This is a genomic window from Allobosea sp. P4_H5 (genome assembly GCF_056400825.1).
This window is the reverse complement of sequence record NZ_JBFUKM010000008.1, coordinates 1-15006: the sequence shown is the minus strand read 5'-3', so window position 1 is coordinate 15006 and position 15006 is coordinate 1. Positions and strand designations below refer to the sequence as shown.

General features: G+C 66.9%; 19 protein-coding genes. 8 read left to right on the top strand and 11 right to left on the bottom strand.

Annotation, left to right across the window (positions count from 1 at the left end):
• Positions 1–6 precede the first annotated feature (6 nt).
• Positions 7–753, bottom strand: a complete 747-nt coding sequence (locus tag AC1DS0_RS17325) for an SDR family oxidoreductase (protein WP_476815540.1) — start codon at positions 751–753, stop codon at positions 7–9.
• On the bottom strand, positions 746–1546 hold the full coding sequence (locus AC1DS0_RS17320; protein ID WP_476815539.1) for a glycosyltransferase family 2 protein: 801 nt from the start codon (positions 1544–1546) through the stop codon (positions 746–748). Before AC1DS0_RS17320 ends, AC1DS0_RS17325 begins: the two co-directional genes overlap by 8 nt.
• Before the next feature lie 370 nt (positions 1547–1916).
• Between AC1DS0_RS17320 and AC1DS0_RS17315 the strand changes: the two genes are divergently transcribed.
• Entirely contained in the window at positions 1917–2588 is a 672-nt protein-coding gene (locus AC1DS0_RS17315) for an outer membrane protein (protein ID WP_476815538.1), read from the top strand.
• A gap of 231 nt (positions 2589–2819) precedes the next feature.
• Here AC1DS0_RS17315 and AC1DS0_RS17310 read toward each other — a convergent pair whose 3' ends face one another.
• The 5 genes from AC1DS0_RS17310 to AC1DS0_RS17290 form a co-directional block, all read right to left on the bottom strand.
• Positions 2820–3422, bottom strand: coding sequence for a glutathione S-transferase N-terminal domain-containing protein (locus tag AC1DS0_RS17310; protein ID WP_476815537.1), 603 nt, complete (start codon positions 3420–3422; stop codon positions 2820–2822).
• A 32-nt stretch (positions 3423–3454) separates the two neighbouring features.
• A complete protein-coding gene (locus AC1DS0_RS17305) occupies positions 3455–4306 on the bottom strand; it encodes a 23S rRNA (adenine(2030)-N(6))-methyltransferase RlmJ (protein WP_476815536.1) in 852 nt (283 codons plus the stop codon).
• A gap of 4 nt (positions 4307–4310) precedes the next feature.
• Positions 4311–4982: a ribonuclease T2 family protein gene (locus AC1DS0_RS17300; RefSeq protein WP_476815535.1), complete on the bottom strand. Its 672-nt coding sequence runs from the start codon at positions 4980–4982 to the stop codon at positions 4311–4313.
• Between the two features lie 13 nt (positions 4983–4995).
• Positions 4996–5454 (bottom strand): hypothetical protein, encoded by a 459-nt coding sequence (locus tag AC1DS0_RS17295; protein WP_476815534.1) that lies wholly within the window; start codon positions 5452–5454, stop codon positions 4996–4998.
• Positions 5455–5667: 213 nt separating this feature from the next.
• Positions 5668–6558: a branched-chain amino acid aminotransferase gene (locus AC1DS0_RS17290; protein WP_476815533.1), complete on the bottom strand. Its 891-nt coding sequence runs from the start codon at positions 6556–6558 to the stop codon at positions 5668–5670.
• A gap of 244 nt (positions 6559–6802) precedes the next feature.
• On the opposite strand from AC1DS0_RS17290, the gene AC1DS0_RS17285 reads away from it, so the two are divergent.
• From AC1DS0_RS17285 to AC1DS0_RS17270, 4 genes are all read left to right on the top strand, one after another.
• On the top strand, positions 6803–7252 hold the full coding sequence (locus AC1DS0_RS17285; protein ID WP_476815532.1) for a MarR family winged helix-turn-helix transcriptional regulator: 450 nt from the start codon (positions 6803–6805) through the stop codon (positions 7250–7252).
• 23 nt (positions 7253–7275) lie between these two features.
• On the top strand, positions 7276–7788 hold the full coding sequence (locus AC1DS0_RS17280) for a hypothetical protein (RefSeq protein WP_476815531.1): 513 nt from the start codon (positions 7276–7278) through the stop codon (positions 7786–7788).
• Between the two features lie 170 nt (positions 7789–7958).
• Positions 7959–8684: a response regulator gene (locus AC1DS0_RS17275; protein ID WP_476815530.1), complete on the top strand. Its 726-nt coding sequence runs from the start codon at positions 7959–7961 to the stop codon at positions 8682–8684.
• Positions 8685–8773: 89 nt separating this feature from the next.
• Positions 8774–10138, top strand: coding sequence for an ATP-binding protein (locus AC1DS0_RS17270; protein ID WP_476815804.1), 1365 nt, complete (start codon positions 8774–8776; stop codon positions 10136–10138).
• A 192-nt stretch (positions 10139–10330) separates the two neighbouring features.
• Here the strand turns inward: AC1DS0_RS17270 and AC1DS0_RS17265 are convergent, their stop codons facing one another.
• Positions 10331–10555: a DUF1127 domain-containing protein gene (locus AC1DS0_RS17265; RefSeq protein WP_476815529.1), complete on the bottom strand. Its 225-nt coding sequence runs from the start codon at positions 10553–10555 to the stop codon at positions 10331–10333.
• A 105-nt stretch (positions 10556–10660) separates the two neighbouring features.
• On the opposite strand from AC1DS0_RS17265, the gene gcvA reads away from it, so the two are divergent.
• On the top strand, positions 10661–11584 hold the full coding sequence (gene gcvA / locus AC1DS0_RS17260; RefSeq protein WP_476815528.1) for a transcriptional regulator GcvA: 924 nt from the start codon (positions 10661–10663) through the stop codon (positions 11582–11584).
• Between the two features lie 6 nt (positions 11585–11590).
• Here gcvA and AC1DS0_RS17255 read toward each other — a convergent pair whose 3' ends face one another.
• Positions 11591–12493 (bottom strand): LysR family transcriptional regulator, encoded by a 903-nt coding sequence (locus AC1DS0_RS17255; RefSeq protein ID WP_476815527.1) that lies wholly within the window; start codon positions 12491–12493, stop codon positions 11591–11593.
• 98 nt (positions 12494–12591) lie between these two features.
• On the opposite strand from AC1DS0_RS17255, the gene AC1DS0_RS17250 reads away from it, so the two are divergent.
• Both AC1DS0_RS17250 and AC1DS0_RS17245 read left to right on the top strand, forming a co-directional pair.
• Positions 12592–13215: a glutathione S-transferase family protein gene (locus AC1DS0_RS17250; RefSeq protein ID WP_476815526.1), complete on the top strand. Its 624-nt coding sequence runs from the start codon at positions 12592–12594 to the stop codon at positions 13213–13215.
• A gap of 4 nt (positions 13216–13219) precedes the next feature.
• Positions 13220–14131, top strand: coding sequence for a pyridoxamine 5'-phosphate oxidase family protein (locus AC1DS0_RS17245; RefSeq protein WP_476815525.1), 912 nt, complete (start codon positions 13220–13222; stop codon positions 14129–14131).
• A 9-nt stretch (positions 14132–14140) separates the two neighbouring features.
• On the opposite strand, the gene AC1DS0_RS17240 is transcribed toward AC1DS0_RS17245, so the two are convergent.
• Together AC1DS0_RS17240 and AC1DS0_RS17235 are read right to left on the bottom strand one after the other, a co-directional pair.
• Positions 14141–14500, bottom strand: a complete 360-nt coding sequence (locus AC1DS0_RS17240) for a tRNA-binding protein (RefSeq protein ID WP_476815524.1) — start codon at positions 14498–14500, stop codon at positions 14141–14143.
• A partial coding sequence (locus AC1DS0_RS17235; protein WP_476815523.1) for a methyl-accepting chemotaxis protein occupies positions 14497–15006 on the bottom strand: 510 nt, incomplete at its 5' end. The genes AC1DS0_RS17240 and AC1DS0_RS17235, both read right to left, overlap by 4 nt.

Below are 15006 nucleotides of genomic sequence, written 5' to 3'. Positions count from 1 at the left end.
GCAGGCTCAGTCGACGATGTCGGGCGTGCGCCAGGCAATGTGCTGGCCGGCATCGACCGCGATCATCTGGCCGGTGATCGCCTTGGCCCGCGCCAGATAGAGCACCGCCTCGGCGATGTCGTGAGCCTCGACCTTGCGGCCGAGCGGTGTGCCGCCGGCCTCTGCCGCCAGCAGCGCCTCGCCGTTATGCGGGTTGGCGAAGGTCGGGCCCGGGCCGACCGCGTTGACCCGAATCCGCGGCGCCAGCGCCTGCGCCATCGTCGTCGTCGCCGTCAGCAGCGCCGCCTTGGTCAGCGTGTAGGAATAATATTGCGGCGTCAGCTTCCAGACGCGCTGATCGACGATGTTGACGATCGCGCCCTGGCGCTCCGCGGGCAAGCGATTCGCCATCGTCCCGGCAAGAATCGAGGGCGCCCGCAGATTGATCGAGAACTGGCGATTCCACGTGAGCACATCCAGTGCCAGCAGGTCGTCGACCAGGAAGCTCGAGGCGCTGTTGACGAGCAGGCTGACGGGACCGAGCGCGGCTTCCGCTTCCGGCACGATCCGCTCGACCGCCGCGGGATCGACGAGGTCGGCGACGATGACATGGGCCCGGCCGCCTGCCGCGCCGATCTCACCCGCCAGCGCCAGCGCCTCGGCGCGCGAGCTGTTGCAGTGGATCGCGACCGCATAGCCGGCCTCAGCCAGGCGCAGGACAATGGCGCGGCCGATGCGCCTTGCCCCACCGGTGACGAGGGCGACCTCAGCCACCAAGGCCTCCATTGCCGTTGCCGCGGGCGCTGCGACGCTGGAGCCGGCGCTCCCAATGCTTGGCGACGCGCAGATAGCGGTAGAAAGCGTAATTCATCGCGGTCATGAAGCCATAGACCCCGCGCAGCATGTGACGCCGCCCGATATAGGCCTTGATGAAGTTCGCTGGAAACTCGGCAACGAGGCGGAAGACGGAAAGCGTCTCGCCGCGCGCATCGAGATCATCGGCCTGCGCATCGCTGTAGGCATTGAGCTTCTGCATCTGCTCGCCGAGCGAACGCACCGAATAATGATGGATCGTGCCCTTGAGCTTGCCGACGCGCGCATCCGGCACGAGGTCGACACGATCATGCACCGGCGACGGCGAATAGCGCCCCTTGTCGGCCCGGTAGAGCCGGACCGGCGAGAGCGCATAGGCGAAGCGATGCGGCGCGCCCTCCCCTGGAAAGATCTCGGCGATGCGCATGCGATAGGCGTCGCAGGCCGGCTCTCCCCTGGCGAACAGCGCGGCGATCTCGGCGACGAGATCCGGCGGCGTCACCTCGTCGGCGTCGAGATTGAGCAGCCAGGGATGGCGGCACTGCTCCTCGGCGAAGCGCTTCTGCGGGCCATAGCCCGGCCACGCGCGCTCGATCACGCGCGCGCCCAGATCAGCCGCAATGGCCTGGGTGCCGTCGGCCGAGCCGGAATCAATCACGACGATGTCATCGCTGAGGCCGCGGACCGCAGCTATGGTGCGGCCGATGCGGTCGGCTTCGTCGCGCGCGATGATGAAGATCGAAAGCGGAGGCACGCAGGTCTCGACGGGAAAGGCGGGGCCAGTCGGCTAAAGCATGGGCCGAGGCGTGCTGCAAGCAGTCGGCGCATGACAGGGCTGCACCTGCGAGGGAACCAAAAGCCGATCCAGGCGATTATGTGATCGCGGTCCGTAGTCGCTACCGTTGCGTTAGTATTCGGTTAGCCAATTCACACTGCCTTAACAAAGACTAACCGAAATTGATCAATATGCCTTGCTTGTTCCGGATCGTGCCGCAATTTCGCCTCGGTCTGACCAGCACATGTGTTCTTGCCGCAACAGACACGGCCCGTCACCTGCCTTATAACGAGGCTACTGGGATCACCCGCCGGCCAGCGCCGGAAATACGATGACTAAGGAGTTTGTCATGAAGAAGTATCTGCTTTCGGGCGTTGCGGCCCTCGGCCTCATCGCTGCCGGCGCTGCCTCCGCTGCCGACCTGCCGAGCCGCAAGGGCCCGGTCGTTGCCCCGGTTTACGTTCCTGCCTTCACCTGGACCGGCTTCTACGTCGGTGCCAACGCCGGCTACGGCTGGGGCAACATGAAGTCGCGTGGCGTCAACGCCTTCGGCGATTTCGACGGCTTCGTCGGTGGTGGCCAGGTTGGCTACAACTACCAGCTCGGCCAGATCGTCCTCGGCGCTGAAGCCGACTTCCAGGGCGCTGACCTGAAGGCTGGCCCGAGCTTCGCTGGTCTGGGTCGCGTCAGCGAAGGCAAGACCGAGTGGTTCGGCACCGTCCGTGGCCGCGTCGGCTACGCCTTCGACCGGTTCCTGCCCTACATCACCGGTGGTCTTGCCTACGGCAGCGTGAAGACCTCGCTGGTGCCGGGTCTGACCCTCAACGGCCTGAACTCGGACTCCAACACCCACACCGGCTGGACCGTCGGCGCGGGCGTCGAGTACGCCTTCACCAACAACCTGGTTGGCGGCGTCGAGTATCTCTACGTCGACCTCGGCGACAAGCGCGTCTTCAACGGCGCCGACAAGGTCAGCACGGACTTCTCGCTCGTCCGCGCCCGCCTCAGCTACAAGTTCTGATTTTCTCCTCCCGGAGACAGAACGAACCCGGTGGCTTCGGCCACCGGGTTTTTTGTTGTCTGAAGCGTTAGAACGTCGTTCTGGACGGGCTGCCAGGTTGCATCGTCAATCCAGTCGCAGCGACGTGGAACGCCAGAATCCATCGTGGGGCTCAGCGACCTACGATAGATTCCAGAGCTGCGCGGTTCCGCCGCTTGTCCGGAATGACGGCACAATCTGATCTGGCGGGCACTACCCCTTGAAGCGCGTCGCCTCGAAAGCCGGCACCTTGGCGGCAAAGCCCTCGAGCCAGCCGACCAGCACCGGATGATCGGCGCGCCAGGCTCCCTCGAACCGCAGATCGAGATAGCCGAGGGCGCAGGCGAGCGCAATCTCACCGATGCGCGGTCGCTCGTAAGCGGGCGGCGCGGCTTCGAGCGCCGCAAGCGCCCTGGCAACCTTGCCGGCCTGGTTCTCCGTCCAAACCGGGCTGCGCATCTCGGGCGATCGCAGGCGAACCTCATAGACCTGCAGCAGCCCGGCATCGCAGATGCCGTCGGCAAGCGCCTGCAGGCGCAGTTGCGCAAAGCGCCCTTCCCCGGTCGGGAAGAGTCTGCCGCCGCCGACGAGATGATCGAGATATTCGGTGATCACGCGCGAATCGAACAGCGTCGAGCCATCCTCGAACACCAGGGTCGGGACCTTGCCGAGCGGATTCTGGCGCCGCAGCGATTCCGCCGGATCGTTGGTGTCGGCCGGCACGACCTCGATTCGCTCTTCCAGCCCGAGCTCGGCGATGGCGATCTTGACCTTGCGGCCGAAGGGCGAGGTCGGAGAGGAGCGCAGGATCAGCATCGGTGCAGCCTTCGGGTTGGCGAAAAGGGCGGTCAGCCGTCGGGGCGAATCGCCTCGCAGCGATAGCGCGGGCGCGGCCCCTGCGCGAGCCGCTCGCACAGGGCCGGCAGCAGGGTCTCCGCCTCCTGGGCCAGCAGCCAGGGCGGATTGACGAGGAGCATCCCGGTTGCGCTCAGGCCACCGGCGGCGTCGGGGCGATCGACGTCGATCTCCATCCGGAGCAGGCGACCGATGCCAGCATCGAGAATCGAATCGAACAGGCCTTCCACCGCGCTCCCGTCCTTGATCGGATACCAGAGCGCATAGATGCCGGTCGGCCATTTGCGATGCGCGGCGATGAACTCGGCTGCGAGCGTCGCGAACTCGTCCTTCTCCTCGAAAGGCGGGTCGATCAGGACGAGGCCGCGCCGCTCCTTCGGCGGGACATTGGCGCGCAGTGCCGTCCAACCGTCGATCTCGAGCGCCTTGCAGCGCTCGTCGCGGCCGAGCGCCTGGCTCAGCTTGCGGAAGGTGTTCTCATGCAGCTCTGCGGCGATCAGCCGGTCATCCGCGCGCATGGCATGGCGGCAGAGCCAGGGCGAGCCCGGATAGGCCTCGGCGCCGTGCCGGCTGCGTGTAGCCGAGAGCGCCTCGCGCCAGGGCTTCAGCAGCGCTTCCACCTGCGGCGCGAGCGGCGCCTGATCGAGCCGCGCGACGCCGTCGCGCCATTCATGCGTCTTCAGCGCCTCCTCGGAGCCGAGATCGTAGCGACCGGCGCCGGCATGGGTGTCGATCACGCGCCAGGGCTTGTCCTTGGCATTGAGATGCGTGAGCACGCGCATCAGCACGACATGCTTGAGCACATCGGCGAAATTGCCGGCATGGAAACCGTGGCGGTAGTTCATCGGGTCAGCGGATCGCGTTGACGCGGAAATCGCGGGCGCGGCAGCCGGAACGATCGACCTCGCCGCAGCTGCGGAAGCCGCGCAGGTCCTTGCTGAAGCAGATGCGCACCTCCTCCAGCACGCCGCGCCGGCAGGAAACCGACATCATGTCGGTACGCAGGCCCGGATTGGCGTCGACGAAGGCGCGCTCGAGATCGAGCACCGTCCAGCTCCGCTCGCTGTCGACCATCGCCAGCGCCGGCGGAAGCTTGACCTTCTCCCGGGCGCGGCGGACATCGGCGAAATAGTCGGACGGGCTCGAGCCGGAGCAGGTGCCGTGCTTGCGCCACTGATAGCGCGCAAGGCTCTCGGTCGGGAACAGGCCCTCGGCCTGATCCATTGCCATGCGCGACGGGCTGCGGCCGGAGGGGCCGCAATCGCTCGGAAATCCCCGCTCATATTGCGGCCAGAGACCGTGCACGACGAAGCCGAGATTGGCGCCCGGAGCGCATTGCTCGCGATTGCGGCCGCGCCCGCCGTCGATCTCGCAGAAGCCCGGCGACCAGGAGAGCGCGAGCACATAGAAATCGAAATCGCCCGGCGTACCGCCACGATCATAGCGGCCTTGCGCCAAGGCTGTGCCGCCGAGCGCGCAGAAGGCGGCCAGCAGGCCGGCGGCGGTTCGCTTCAGTCGCATGGCTGTGCCTGGATCAGGGACGGGCCATCTTGCAATCGGGCGCATAGGAGCGGTGACGATCGAGCCCCGAGACGCACCAGTTGACGTTCCAAGTGTAGCCGAACAGGCCGAGATTCTCGCGCACCGAATAATCGACCCGGCGCAGCACGCCGTCATTGGTCAGGACCCGCGCGGTGCAGAAGCGGCGCGGGATGAAATCCTCGCCCCAGGGCCGCCAGGCGATCGGCTGGACACGGTCGAAGCTGACCGCCTGCAGCGGGCCCCAGAACTTGGCCTCGCGCGAATTGAAACGGCTGGTGATCGCCCCGAGCACCGCCGGATCCTCGCAGGCCGGCAGGTTGCCATACATCGCGATGATGCGCTCTTCCGCCCGGTCGGCGGGGTTGACGTAACGCCCACCCGCGGCCTGGGCGGACAGGCCGGTCAGGCAGATCGCGGCGGCAAGGGTGGAGAAAAGGGAAACCCGGCGCATGGGGGCCTCGTATCGAGAGAAGATCGCTGCTGGCACGATGGCGACGGGGCCGGTCACGGTCAAGGCAGCACAGCGCTCGCCCGACCTGTCGCGCGGCCCCTGTGGCATTTCGATCCTGCCGAGGGACCGCCACGGCGGCGCCCGGACAGGGCATCGGCGATCTATCACAAGCTCGCCATGCTCGCTGAACGGCGAGCATGGCGATGAGGCGACTCAGGCCGCGGCCTTGGAAGCCTGCCGGACCTCGTCCGAATAGTCTTCCATGATCACCTTGCCCATATTGCCGGTGACGAACTTGTAGGGTCCGATTTCGGAGACCAGCGTCACCTCGGCCGCCGAGCCGGTGATGAAGCACTCCGCGAAGCCTTCGAGCTCTTCCGGCCGGATGCGGCGCTCGACCACCTCGAAGCCGCGCTTCCTGCACAGGTCGATCACCGACTGGCGGGTGATGCCGTTGAGGAAGCGGTCGGCCAGCGGGGTGTGGACCACGCCGTCCTTGATGAAGAAGATGTTGGCGCCGGTGCACTCGGCGACATTGCCTTCCCAGTCGAGCATCATCGCGTCGGCATAGCCGGCGCGCTCCGCCTTATGCTTGGAGAGCGAGCAGATCATGTAGAGCCCCGCCGCCTTGGCATGGACCGGCGCGCAGGCCGGATCGGGCCGGCGATAGGTCGCAAGATCAAGGCGCACGCCCTTCAGCTTCTGCGCCATGTCGAACATGCTGGGCCACTCCCACACTGCGATCGCCGTGTGGATGGTGTTGTTCATGCCCGAGACGGCCATCATCTCCGAGCCACGCCAGGCGACCGGACGCAGATAAGCGTCCTTCAGGCCGTTCTCCTTCAGACAGAGATATTTCGCGGCGTCGATCTCGGCGACCGAATACGGGATCGTGAAATCCATGATCTCGGCCGACTTGTGGAAGCGCTGCGAGTGCTCGGTGCACTTGTAGATCACGCCGTCATAGGCTCGCTCGCCTTCGAAGACGCAGGAGCCGTAGTGCAGACCATGGGTGAGTACGTGCACCTTGGCCTCCTTCCACGGCACGAGCTTGCCGTCGAACCAGATGACGCCGTCGCGCTGGTCGAAAGGAATGACAGACATGGTACAGTCCTCCAGATGCTCTTCTTGCAAACCACTCCGCCACAGGCCGGAAGAGCGTGCAAGCGCGGTATCTATGCTGCGCCGGAAGCGGCGCCCGCGACATAATCGGTCGCTCCGCGTGCTTGACCGGTAATCTTACGTCTGAGATATGTCAACAAGGCTGACATAAAAAATGAGCGTGATGGTGAGCACACCCGTATTGCATCCAGCTTCTGCCGTCCCGTTCGGGGCGCCTGATACCACCGTGCCTTACGAATTGATCGAGCTGTTCTTCTTCGCCTATCGCGACTTCGTCGGCGATCCCGACCGCATCCTCGCCGATTACGGCTTCGGCCGCGCCCATCACCGGGTCCTGCATTTCGTCGAGCGCCGGCCGGGGCTGACGATCGCCGAGCTGCTCGACATCCTGCAGATCACCAAGCAGAGCCTCAACCGCGTCCTGAAGGAGCTGGTCGAAACCGGCTTCGTCGAGTCGCGCACGGGCACGCAGGACAAGCGCCAGCGCAATCTCTACGCCACCCAGGCCGGCCGCGAGCTCGCCGTCAGGCTGGCGCAGCTGCAGGGCAAGCGCATCAACGGCGCGCTCGCCCAGGTGGGACCTGAGGCGGGCGAGATCGTCGCACGCTATCTCGCGGGGTTGATCGACCCGTCCGAGCGCAAGAAGGTGCAGGACGCGCTCGCCGGGCCGCGGTGACGAGACGACGACACAGGATGATGATGCGCAGGATTCTCTTCGGCTTCGCCGCCATGACGGGCTTCGTCACCGCGGCGGCGGCGCAGGACGTGACCGCAGGCCTCAAGGGCCCCGCCGCCGAGACCGTGACCCGCTATCTCAAGCAGACCCGCATTCCCTGCTATACGCAGAAGGGCGAGGGGACGTGCCGGATCATTGACATGGCCGCCAATGCCAGCCTGTTCCATGGCAGCTTCAAGAATGATCCGACGCCCCATGCCGTCGCCTTCGTCAGCTACCAGTACGACCAGACCGGCAATGCGATGAACCAGATGGCGATCGTGTTCWGGGAAGCCGGCGGCCGTTGGACGCCGGTCGGCCGCGTGGATGAGACGGTCGGCATGGAGCCGCGCCAGGTCCAGTTCGGCCAGGGCGTCATCACCTACACCGGCATGGTCCTCGGGCCGAACGATTCCCGCGCCAGCCCGACCGGCCGCGGCCGCTTCGGCCTGAAGGTCACCGACCGGGGTGTCACCTTCGGCAAGGCGGGTCGTTGAGAGCAAGTCGTTTCCGGCGGCAGGGCAGGCCCGCCGTACGCGTTGCAGAACGTTAGACAATGTTATCCGGGACGTCCTCGGGCGCGGGCCTGAGTTCTGGCGGCCTATGCTATCCTTATGCGAAGGCAGCGGCGCGTCAGCCCGCGCCGAAGGCGGAAAGAGGAGCCCAGATGGCGGCCAGCGTGCTCAAGCCAGTGCCTGACGAGGCCCCGCATATCCTGGTTGTCGATGACGATCGCCGCCTGCGCGACCTGCTGGCGCGCTTCCTTGGCGACCATGGCTACCGCGTCACCACCGCTGCCAACGCCGCCGACGCCGATACTCGCCTCGGCCATCTCGTCTTCGACGCCATGGTGCTCGATGTGATGATGCCGGGCGAGAACGGCTTCGACTTCGCCCGCCGCCTGCGCAAGAACTCGCAGGTGCCGATCCTGATGCTGACCGCTCGCGCCGATTCGAACGACCGCATCAACGGCCTGGAGATCGGCGTCGACGACTATCTCTCCAAGCCCTTCGAGCCGCGCGAGCTGATCCTGCGCCTCGGCAATGTCCTGAAGCGGAACGCCCAGCCCGAGGCGCCGGCTGCGCCGATGCGGCCGGACTATGTCCGTTTCGGCCCCTTCGTCTACGGCCTCGCCCGCGGCGAACTGCGCCAGGGCGAGGACTCGATCCGCCTGACCGAGCGCGAGCGCGAGATCCTGACCACTTTGGCCGAACGAGCCGGCGAGCATGTCCCGCGCGAGCAGCTCGCCGCCCAGGGCTCCGCCGCCAACGACCGTACCATCGACGTACAGATCAACCGGCTGCGCCGAAAGATCGAGCGCGACCCGGCCGACCCGCTTTATCTCCAGACCGTGCGCGGCATCGGCTACCGCCTCGTCGTCGACAGGAACTGACCGGCATGGCCGACGCTTCGCTCAGGCGTCGCCTCGTCCCGCTCGCCGCGCGGACGTTGGCGAAACTGCGCTTCGCCTGCAGCAAGGGCATGTCGGCGCTCTCCGCCGCGATCGCGCCGCTCCGGCGCCTGCCGGAGCGCTGGCTTCGCCCGGTCGCACGCATCATGCCCAAGGGGCTCTATCCGCGCGCCCTCGTCATCGTCATCGCACCGGTCGTGCTGCTGCAATCGGTCATCGCCTATGTCTTCATGGAGCGGCACTGGCAGACGGTGACGCAGCGTCTTTCCTCGGCTGTCTCCTCCGAGATCGCGACGCTGATCGACGTCTATGAGAGCTATCCGCAGGACGACCAGGCGACGGTGATCGGCCGCATCGCCGAGGAGCGGCTCGGCATGGATGTCGAGATCCTGCCCGATACCGACCTGCCGGCGCCCGGCACCCGCCCCTTCTTCTCGCTGCTCGACAGTGCGCTCTCGGCCGAGCTCGCCCAACAGGTCAAGCGGCCCTTCTGGCTCGACACGGTCGGCCGCTCCAGCCTGATCGAGATCCGGATCAAGATCGGCAAGGACGTGATGCGGGTGCTGACCCGGCGCAGCCAGGCCTATGCCTCGAACAGCCACATCTTCCTGCTCTGGATGATCGGCACCTCGCTGATCCTGCTCACCATCGCAGTGCTGTTCCTGCGCAATCAGATCCGGCCGATCTTGCGTCTGGCCGACGCCGCTGAAGCGTTCGGCAAGGGCCGCGACGCCGATTTCCGACCGCGCGGCGCGCGCGAGGTCCGCCGCGCCGGCAACGCCTTCATCGAGATGAAGCGGCGCGTCGAACGCTCGATCGGCGAGCGCACCATGATGCTGAACGGCGTCAGCCACGATTTGCGGACCATTCTGACGCGGTTCAAGCTCTCTCTTGCCCTTCTCGAAAAGTCGCCCGACCTCGATGCGCTCGAGAAGGATGTCGACGAGATGAGCCGCATGCTCGAGGATTATCTCGCCTTCGCGCGTGGCGATGCCGGCGAGGCGCCGGTCGAGGCCGATATCCGCGCCTTGCTGGAAACGCTCAAGGCCGACGCCGAACGTCAGGATCACCAGACCGAGCTCACCGTGGTCGGCGACCCGCTGGTTGTCGTCCGGCCCGACGCGATCCGGCGCCTGCTCACCAATCTGGTTTCGAATGCCGCGCGCTTCGGCGACCGCATCGCCATCCGCGCCACCCATGACGCGCGCTATCTGATCGTCATGGTCGACGATGACGGCCCGGGCATCCCGCCCGAGCTGCGCGAAGACGTCTTCAAGCCGTTCTTCCGCGTCGACGAGGCCCGCAATGTCGACGGCGGCGGCACTGGCCTTGGCCTCGCCATCGCTCGCGACATCGCCCGCTCGCATGGCGGAGACATCATGCTGGGCGAGTCGCCGCTCGGCGGCCTGCGCGCCACGGTCAGGCTGCCGGTCTGAGCGGGCGGCTTCTGGTAGGCGGCTCGCGGAACCGCACTGTCTTTCCGGGGCATTGCGCAGCAAAGAGCCCGGAACCCATGAACACCTGCCACCACAATAAGGACGCGGCCGTCACCGCGCCCTTCCGGCAGCATTGCGTTCATAGGTTCTGGGCTCACGCCTCCGGCGCGCCCCGGAATGACGGGGACTGACTCAGTGGCTCCACAGGGCCTTGCGGGCCGAGCTGTTCACCCGCTCCACATCGCTGCGCGACAAGGCGATGTCGGAAAGCGCCGCATCGTCCATGCGATAGAGCGCCCGCGCGCTGGCCCGCGCCGTCAGCCAGTCCTCGAAACGCAGAAACAGCCCGGCGAGCCCATGCGCCGCATGGTGCGAAGTCGAAAGCGAAAGATTTTCTGTGGTGGTCCCGGCCGGCATCACGGCCTCCTTTGATCTCATTTCTGATTGGAAATTTGGGGCTTGCGAGCCTTGGAAGCAAATGAGAACTTCTTTGCCTCAGCCCAAGCAAAACTTGGCCATTCAATGTCCCGCCGCCACCTCCCGCCCCTGACCTCGCTGCGCGCTTTCGAAGCCGCGTCACGGCACCTCAATTATGAACGGGCGGGCGACGAACTGGCCGTCACCGCCAGCGCCGTCGGCCAGCAGGTCAAGACCCTCGAAGCCTGGCTCCGGCGGCCGCTCTTCACCCGGCTGCCGAGCAAGGGCATCGCGCTGACCCCGCTCGGCCAACGCTACGCCGTCTCGATCTCGCAGGTGCTCGACCAGCTCGACGAGGCCACCGCGCGAGCCTTGCGGCCCGATACCGCCAATGTCCTCACGGTCAGCACCATGCCGAGTTTCGCGCTGAGCTGGCTGATTCCGCGCCTCGGTGTGCTCAAACAGCGCCACCCCGAGCTGGAGGTGCGCATCTCCGTGTCGATGCATCTCACCGATTTCACCCGCGAGGATGTCGACATCGCCGTCCGCTACGGCCAGGGCGCCTATACCGGCCTGCACTCCGAACTGCTGATGACGGAAACCTTCTTTCCCGTCTGCAACGCGGCGCTCCTCAACGATCCCGAGCGGCCGTTGCGCGAGCCGTCCGACCTGCGCCATCACACCTTGCTGCATGAGCTGGCAGAGGGCATCCCGGAATATGTGACCTGGCCGCAATGGCTCGCCTATGCCGGCGTCGACGACATCGACGCCTCGCACGGTCCGCGCTTTTCACATACCTTCCTTGCCCTGCAGGCCGCATCCTCGGGCCAGGGCATCGCACTCGCGACCAGCGCCCTGATCGGCGACTATCTCGAAGCCGGCCGCCTGGTGCGCCCCTTCCCTCAGCAATTGCCGGGCGCCTACCAATACTATGTCGTCTGCCCAGAGGCCGTGGCGCAGCGCCCGGCGATCGCGGCCTTCCGTCGCTGGATCCATGAGGAGGCGGCCCAGCATGCGACGCTGCGCTGATCCCGCTCAGTGTTCCGGCTTGATCACCGGCAATTGCTGCAGCCGGCCGGCGGCGAAATCGAGGAAGGCGCGCACCTTCGGCTGAAGGTGCTGCCCGCTCGGCACCACGAGCTGCACCGGCGAGGCCGACGGCTCCCATTCGCGCATGATCCGGACCAGCGTGCCAGCCTCGATATCGGGCGCTGCCTGATAGGACAGCGCCCGCGCAAGGCCGCGGCCGGAGCGGGTCGCAATCAGCACGGACTCGATCTCGTTGACGATCAGGCGCGGCGTGACCTGAACGGTCGCGCTCCGCGCTCCTCCAGCGAAACGCCAGAGCATGCTCTGGCCGGCGGCGATGCTGACGATGGTGTCATGGCCGGCGAGATCGGCCGGCCGCTGCGGCGTGCCACGGCGCTCCAGATAGGCCGGTGCTGCGACCAGCACGCGCCTGACTTCGCCGACCTTACGGGCGACCAGCCGCGAACTCGGTAGCGCGCCGATGCGGACTGCCAGATGCAGCCCCTCCTCGATCAGGTCGAGATTGCGGTCGGCCAGCACCAGCTCGATCTGGATTTCGGGGTGCAGGTCGAGGAATTCGGCGACGATCGGCGTGACATGGCGGCGACCGAAGGCGGTCGGCGCCGTGATCCGGATCAGGCCGCGCATCGGCGCAGCCGTCACGCCCGAGAGCGACGCATCATACTCCGCGAGGATGTTGCGGGCCGAGGCCGCCAGCTCCCGCCCCGCCTCGGTCGCCATCAGCTGCCGCGTCGTCCGCGCGATCAACCTGACGCCGGCACGCTCCTCCAGCGCCGCAAGCGCCCGCGTCACCGCCGGACGCGAACGCCTGAGCTGGCGCGCCGCGCCGGCGAGGCTGCCGGTGTCGATGATCGCGACGAAGATGGCGAGTTCGTCGAGCCGGTCCATGATCATTCCATCATTCGGAATTCTGATTTGCCAGCCTACCAGCTATCGACGCCCAACTGAAACAATCAGATTGAGCCCAGTACCATCGCGAGGCCCTGATGACCCAAGCCAAGATCACGCTCCACGGCACCCCCCTGTCGGGCCATACCCACCGCGTCGAATTGCTGCTGCGCGCGCTCGGGCTGGATTTCGATGCCGTCCCGGCCCCGGCGGACGTCCGTCGCAGCGAGGCTTTCCGCAAGCTCAACCCGCTCGGCCAGATCCCGGTGCTCCAGGACGGCGACCTCATCCTGGCCGACAGCAACGCCATCCTGGTCTATCTGGCCAGGCGCTACGCGCCGGAGAGCGACTGGCTTCCGCAGGAGCCGGTCGCGGCCGCGCAGGTGCAGCGCTGGCTCTCGATCGCCGCCGGCGAGGTCATGCACGGCCCGGCGATTGCCCGGATGATCGCGCAGTTCAAATACGAGGACGATCCGGTGAGGGCCGAGCGCATCGCCGCCCGCCTGCTTCCCTTCATGGAAGGGCATCTGGCCGGCCGCAGCTTCCTCGCCGCCGAGCACCCGACGATCGCCGACCTCGCCTGCTATTCCTATGTCGCGCATGCGCCAGAGGGCGGCATCCCGCTCGATCCCTATCCGGCGGTGCGGGCCTGGCTCAAGCGCATCGAGGCCCTGCCCTTCTTCAAGCCGATCCCGCCCTCGCCCATTCCCGTGAAGGGCTGAGATCATGGACGCCTCGCCCTTCCATGAAGGTGAGCTGGAGGCGCAGGCGCTCGCCGGCGAGAGCTCGCGTGGCGCCGGCATCCGTACCTTCATGCCGGACCAGCATCGCGATTTCTTCGCGCTGCTGCCCTATCTCTTTGCAGCGGGGCGCGACGCACAGGGCAAGCCGATCGCGACGGTCCTCACCGGCCCGGAAGGCTTCGTCACCAGCCCGACACCAAATGAACTCGCCGTCGCTGCCTTGCCCTCCCCCGGCGATCCTGCTGACAGCGCACTCAGCGCCAGCGCTCCGATCGGCCTGCTCGGGCTCGATCTGCGCACGCGAAGGCGCAACCGCGCCAATGGTCTCATCAGCGAGCGCGACGGAAACGGCCTGAGGATCGCCGTAAGCCAGAGCTTCGGCAACTGCGCCAAGTACATCCAGGTGCGGCAGCATGAGATCGCGCCGCCCGCCACGACTGTCACCGAAGATCTCGGCAGCCTCGACGCGGCAGCTGGCGCGCTGATCGCGGAAGCGGACACGCTCTTCATCGCCAGCGGCTCGGAGAGCGGGCTCGACATCTCGCATCGCGGCGGCAGGCCGGGCTTTGTCCGGATCGCAGGCAACCGGCTGACGGTGCCGGACTTCGCCGGCAACAGCTATTTCAACACCTTCGGCAATCTGCTGCGCGAGCCAGCGACATCCCTGCTTTTCATCGACTTCGCCAAGGGCGACCTGCTGCAGCTGCAGGGGGTGGCGGAGATCGTCTGGACTGGCCCGGAGCTGGCTGGCTTCGACGGCGCCAAGCGCCTGCTGAAGGTCGAGATCACGCGGGCCTGGCGGCGCAAGGCGGCGCTGCCTCTGCGCTGGAGCGAGCCGGAACCGGCGCCGACCACGCTCGCGACGGGAACCTGGCCGCAGGATCGGGCCGCCTGACCAGACGACTCAGTACAGCCGCCCGCCCGCAGGCACCTCGAGCGATGGGCCGATCAGCACGACCTCGCCGTCGGCATCGGGTACGCCCAGGGTCAGCACCTCCGACATGAACTTGCCGATCTGGCGCGGCGGGAAGTTCACCACCGCCAGCACCTGCCGGCCCGTGAGGTCCTCGGGCCGATAGTGCCTGGTGATCTGCGCAGACGACTTCTTGCGGCCGATCGTGCCGCCGAAGTCGATCACCAGCTTGATCGCCGGCTTGCGCGCTTCGGGGAAGGGAACGGCTTCGACGATGGTGCCGACGCGAACATCGACCTTGAGGAAGTCGTCGAAGCCGATCTCTGCAGCAATCTCGCTAGGCGTGCTCAAAATTCCTCCCAGCCGCGATCGCCGCCATTGGCGACCTTGCGCGCGGCGCTGCCATGGTTCGAGGCAGGCGCCGCCGCCATGGCGCGCGCCGGACGCGGCGCAGGCGCCGTAGCCTGCGCCATCTTGCCCGCCATCGCCTTCAAGGCAACCACGTCGCCGCCGAGACGGAAGCGCCCGACCAGCGCGGCGAGTCTGTCGGCTTCCTGGGCCAGCGCCTGCGAGGCGGCGGTCGACTGCTCGGCCATGGCGGCGTTCTGCTGCGTCGCCTGGTCCATCTCGTTGACGGCGGTGTTGACCTCCTGCAGTCCGGTCGCCTGCTCCTGGGCAGCCGAGGCGATCTCGGCGACCAGCGAGGTGGCGCGGGTGATCTCGCCGGACATCCGCTCCAGCGCCGTTCCGGTCTGGCCGACCAGCGCGACGCCCTTCTCGACCTCGATGCTGGAGGCGGTGATCAGCCCTTTGATCTCCTTGGCCGCATCCGCCGAGCGCTGGGCCAGCGCTGGGCC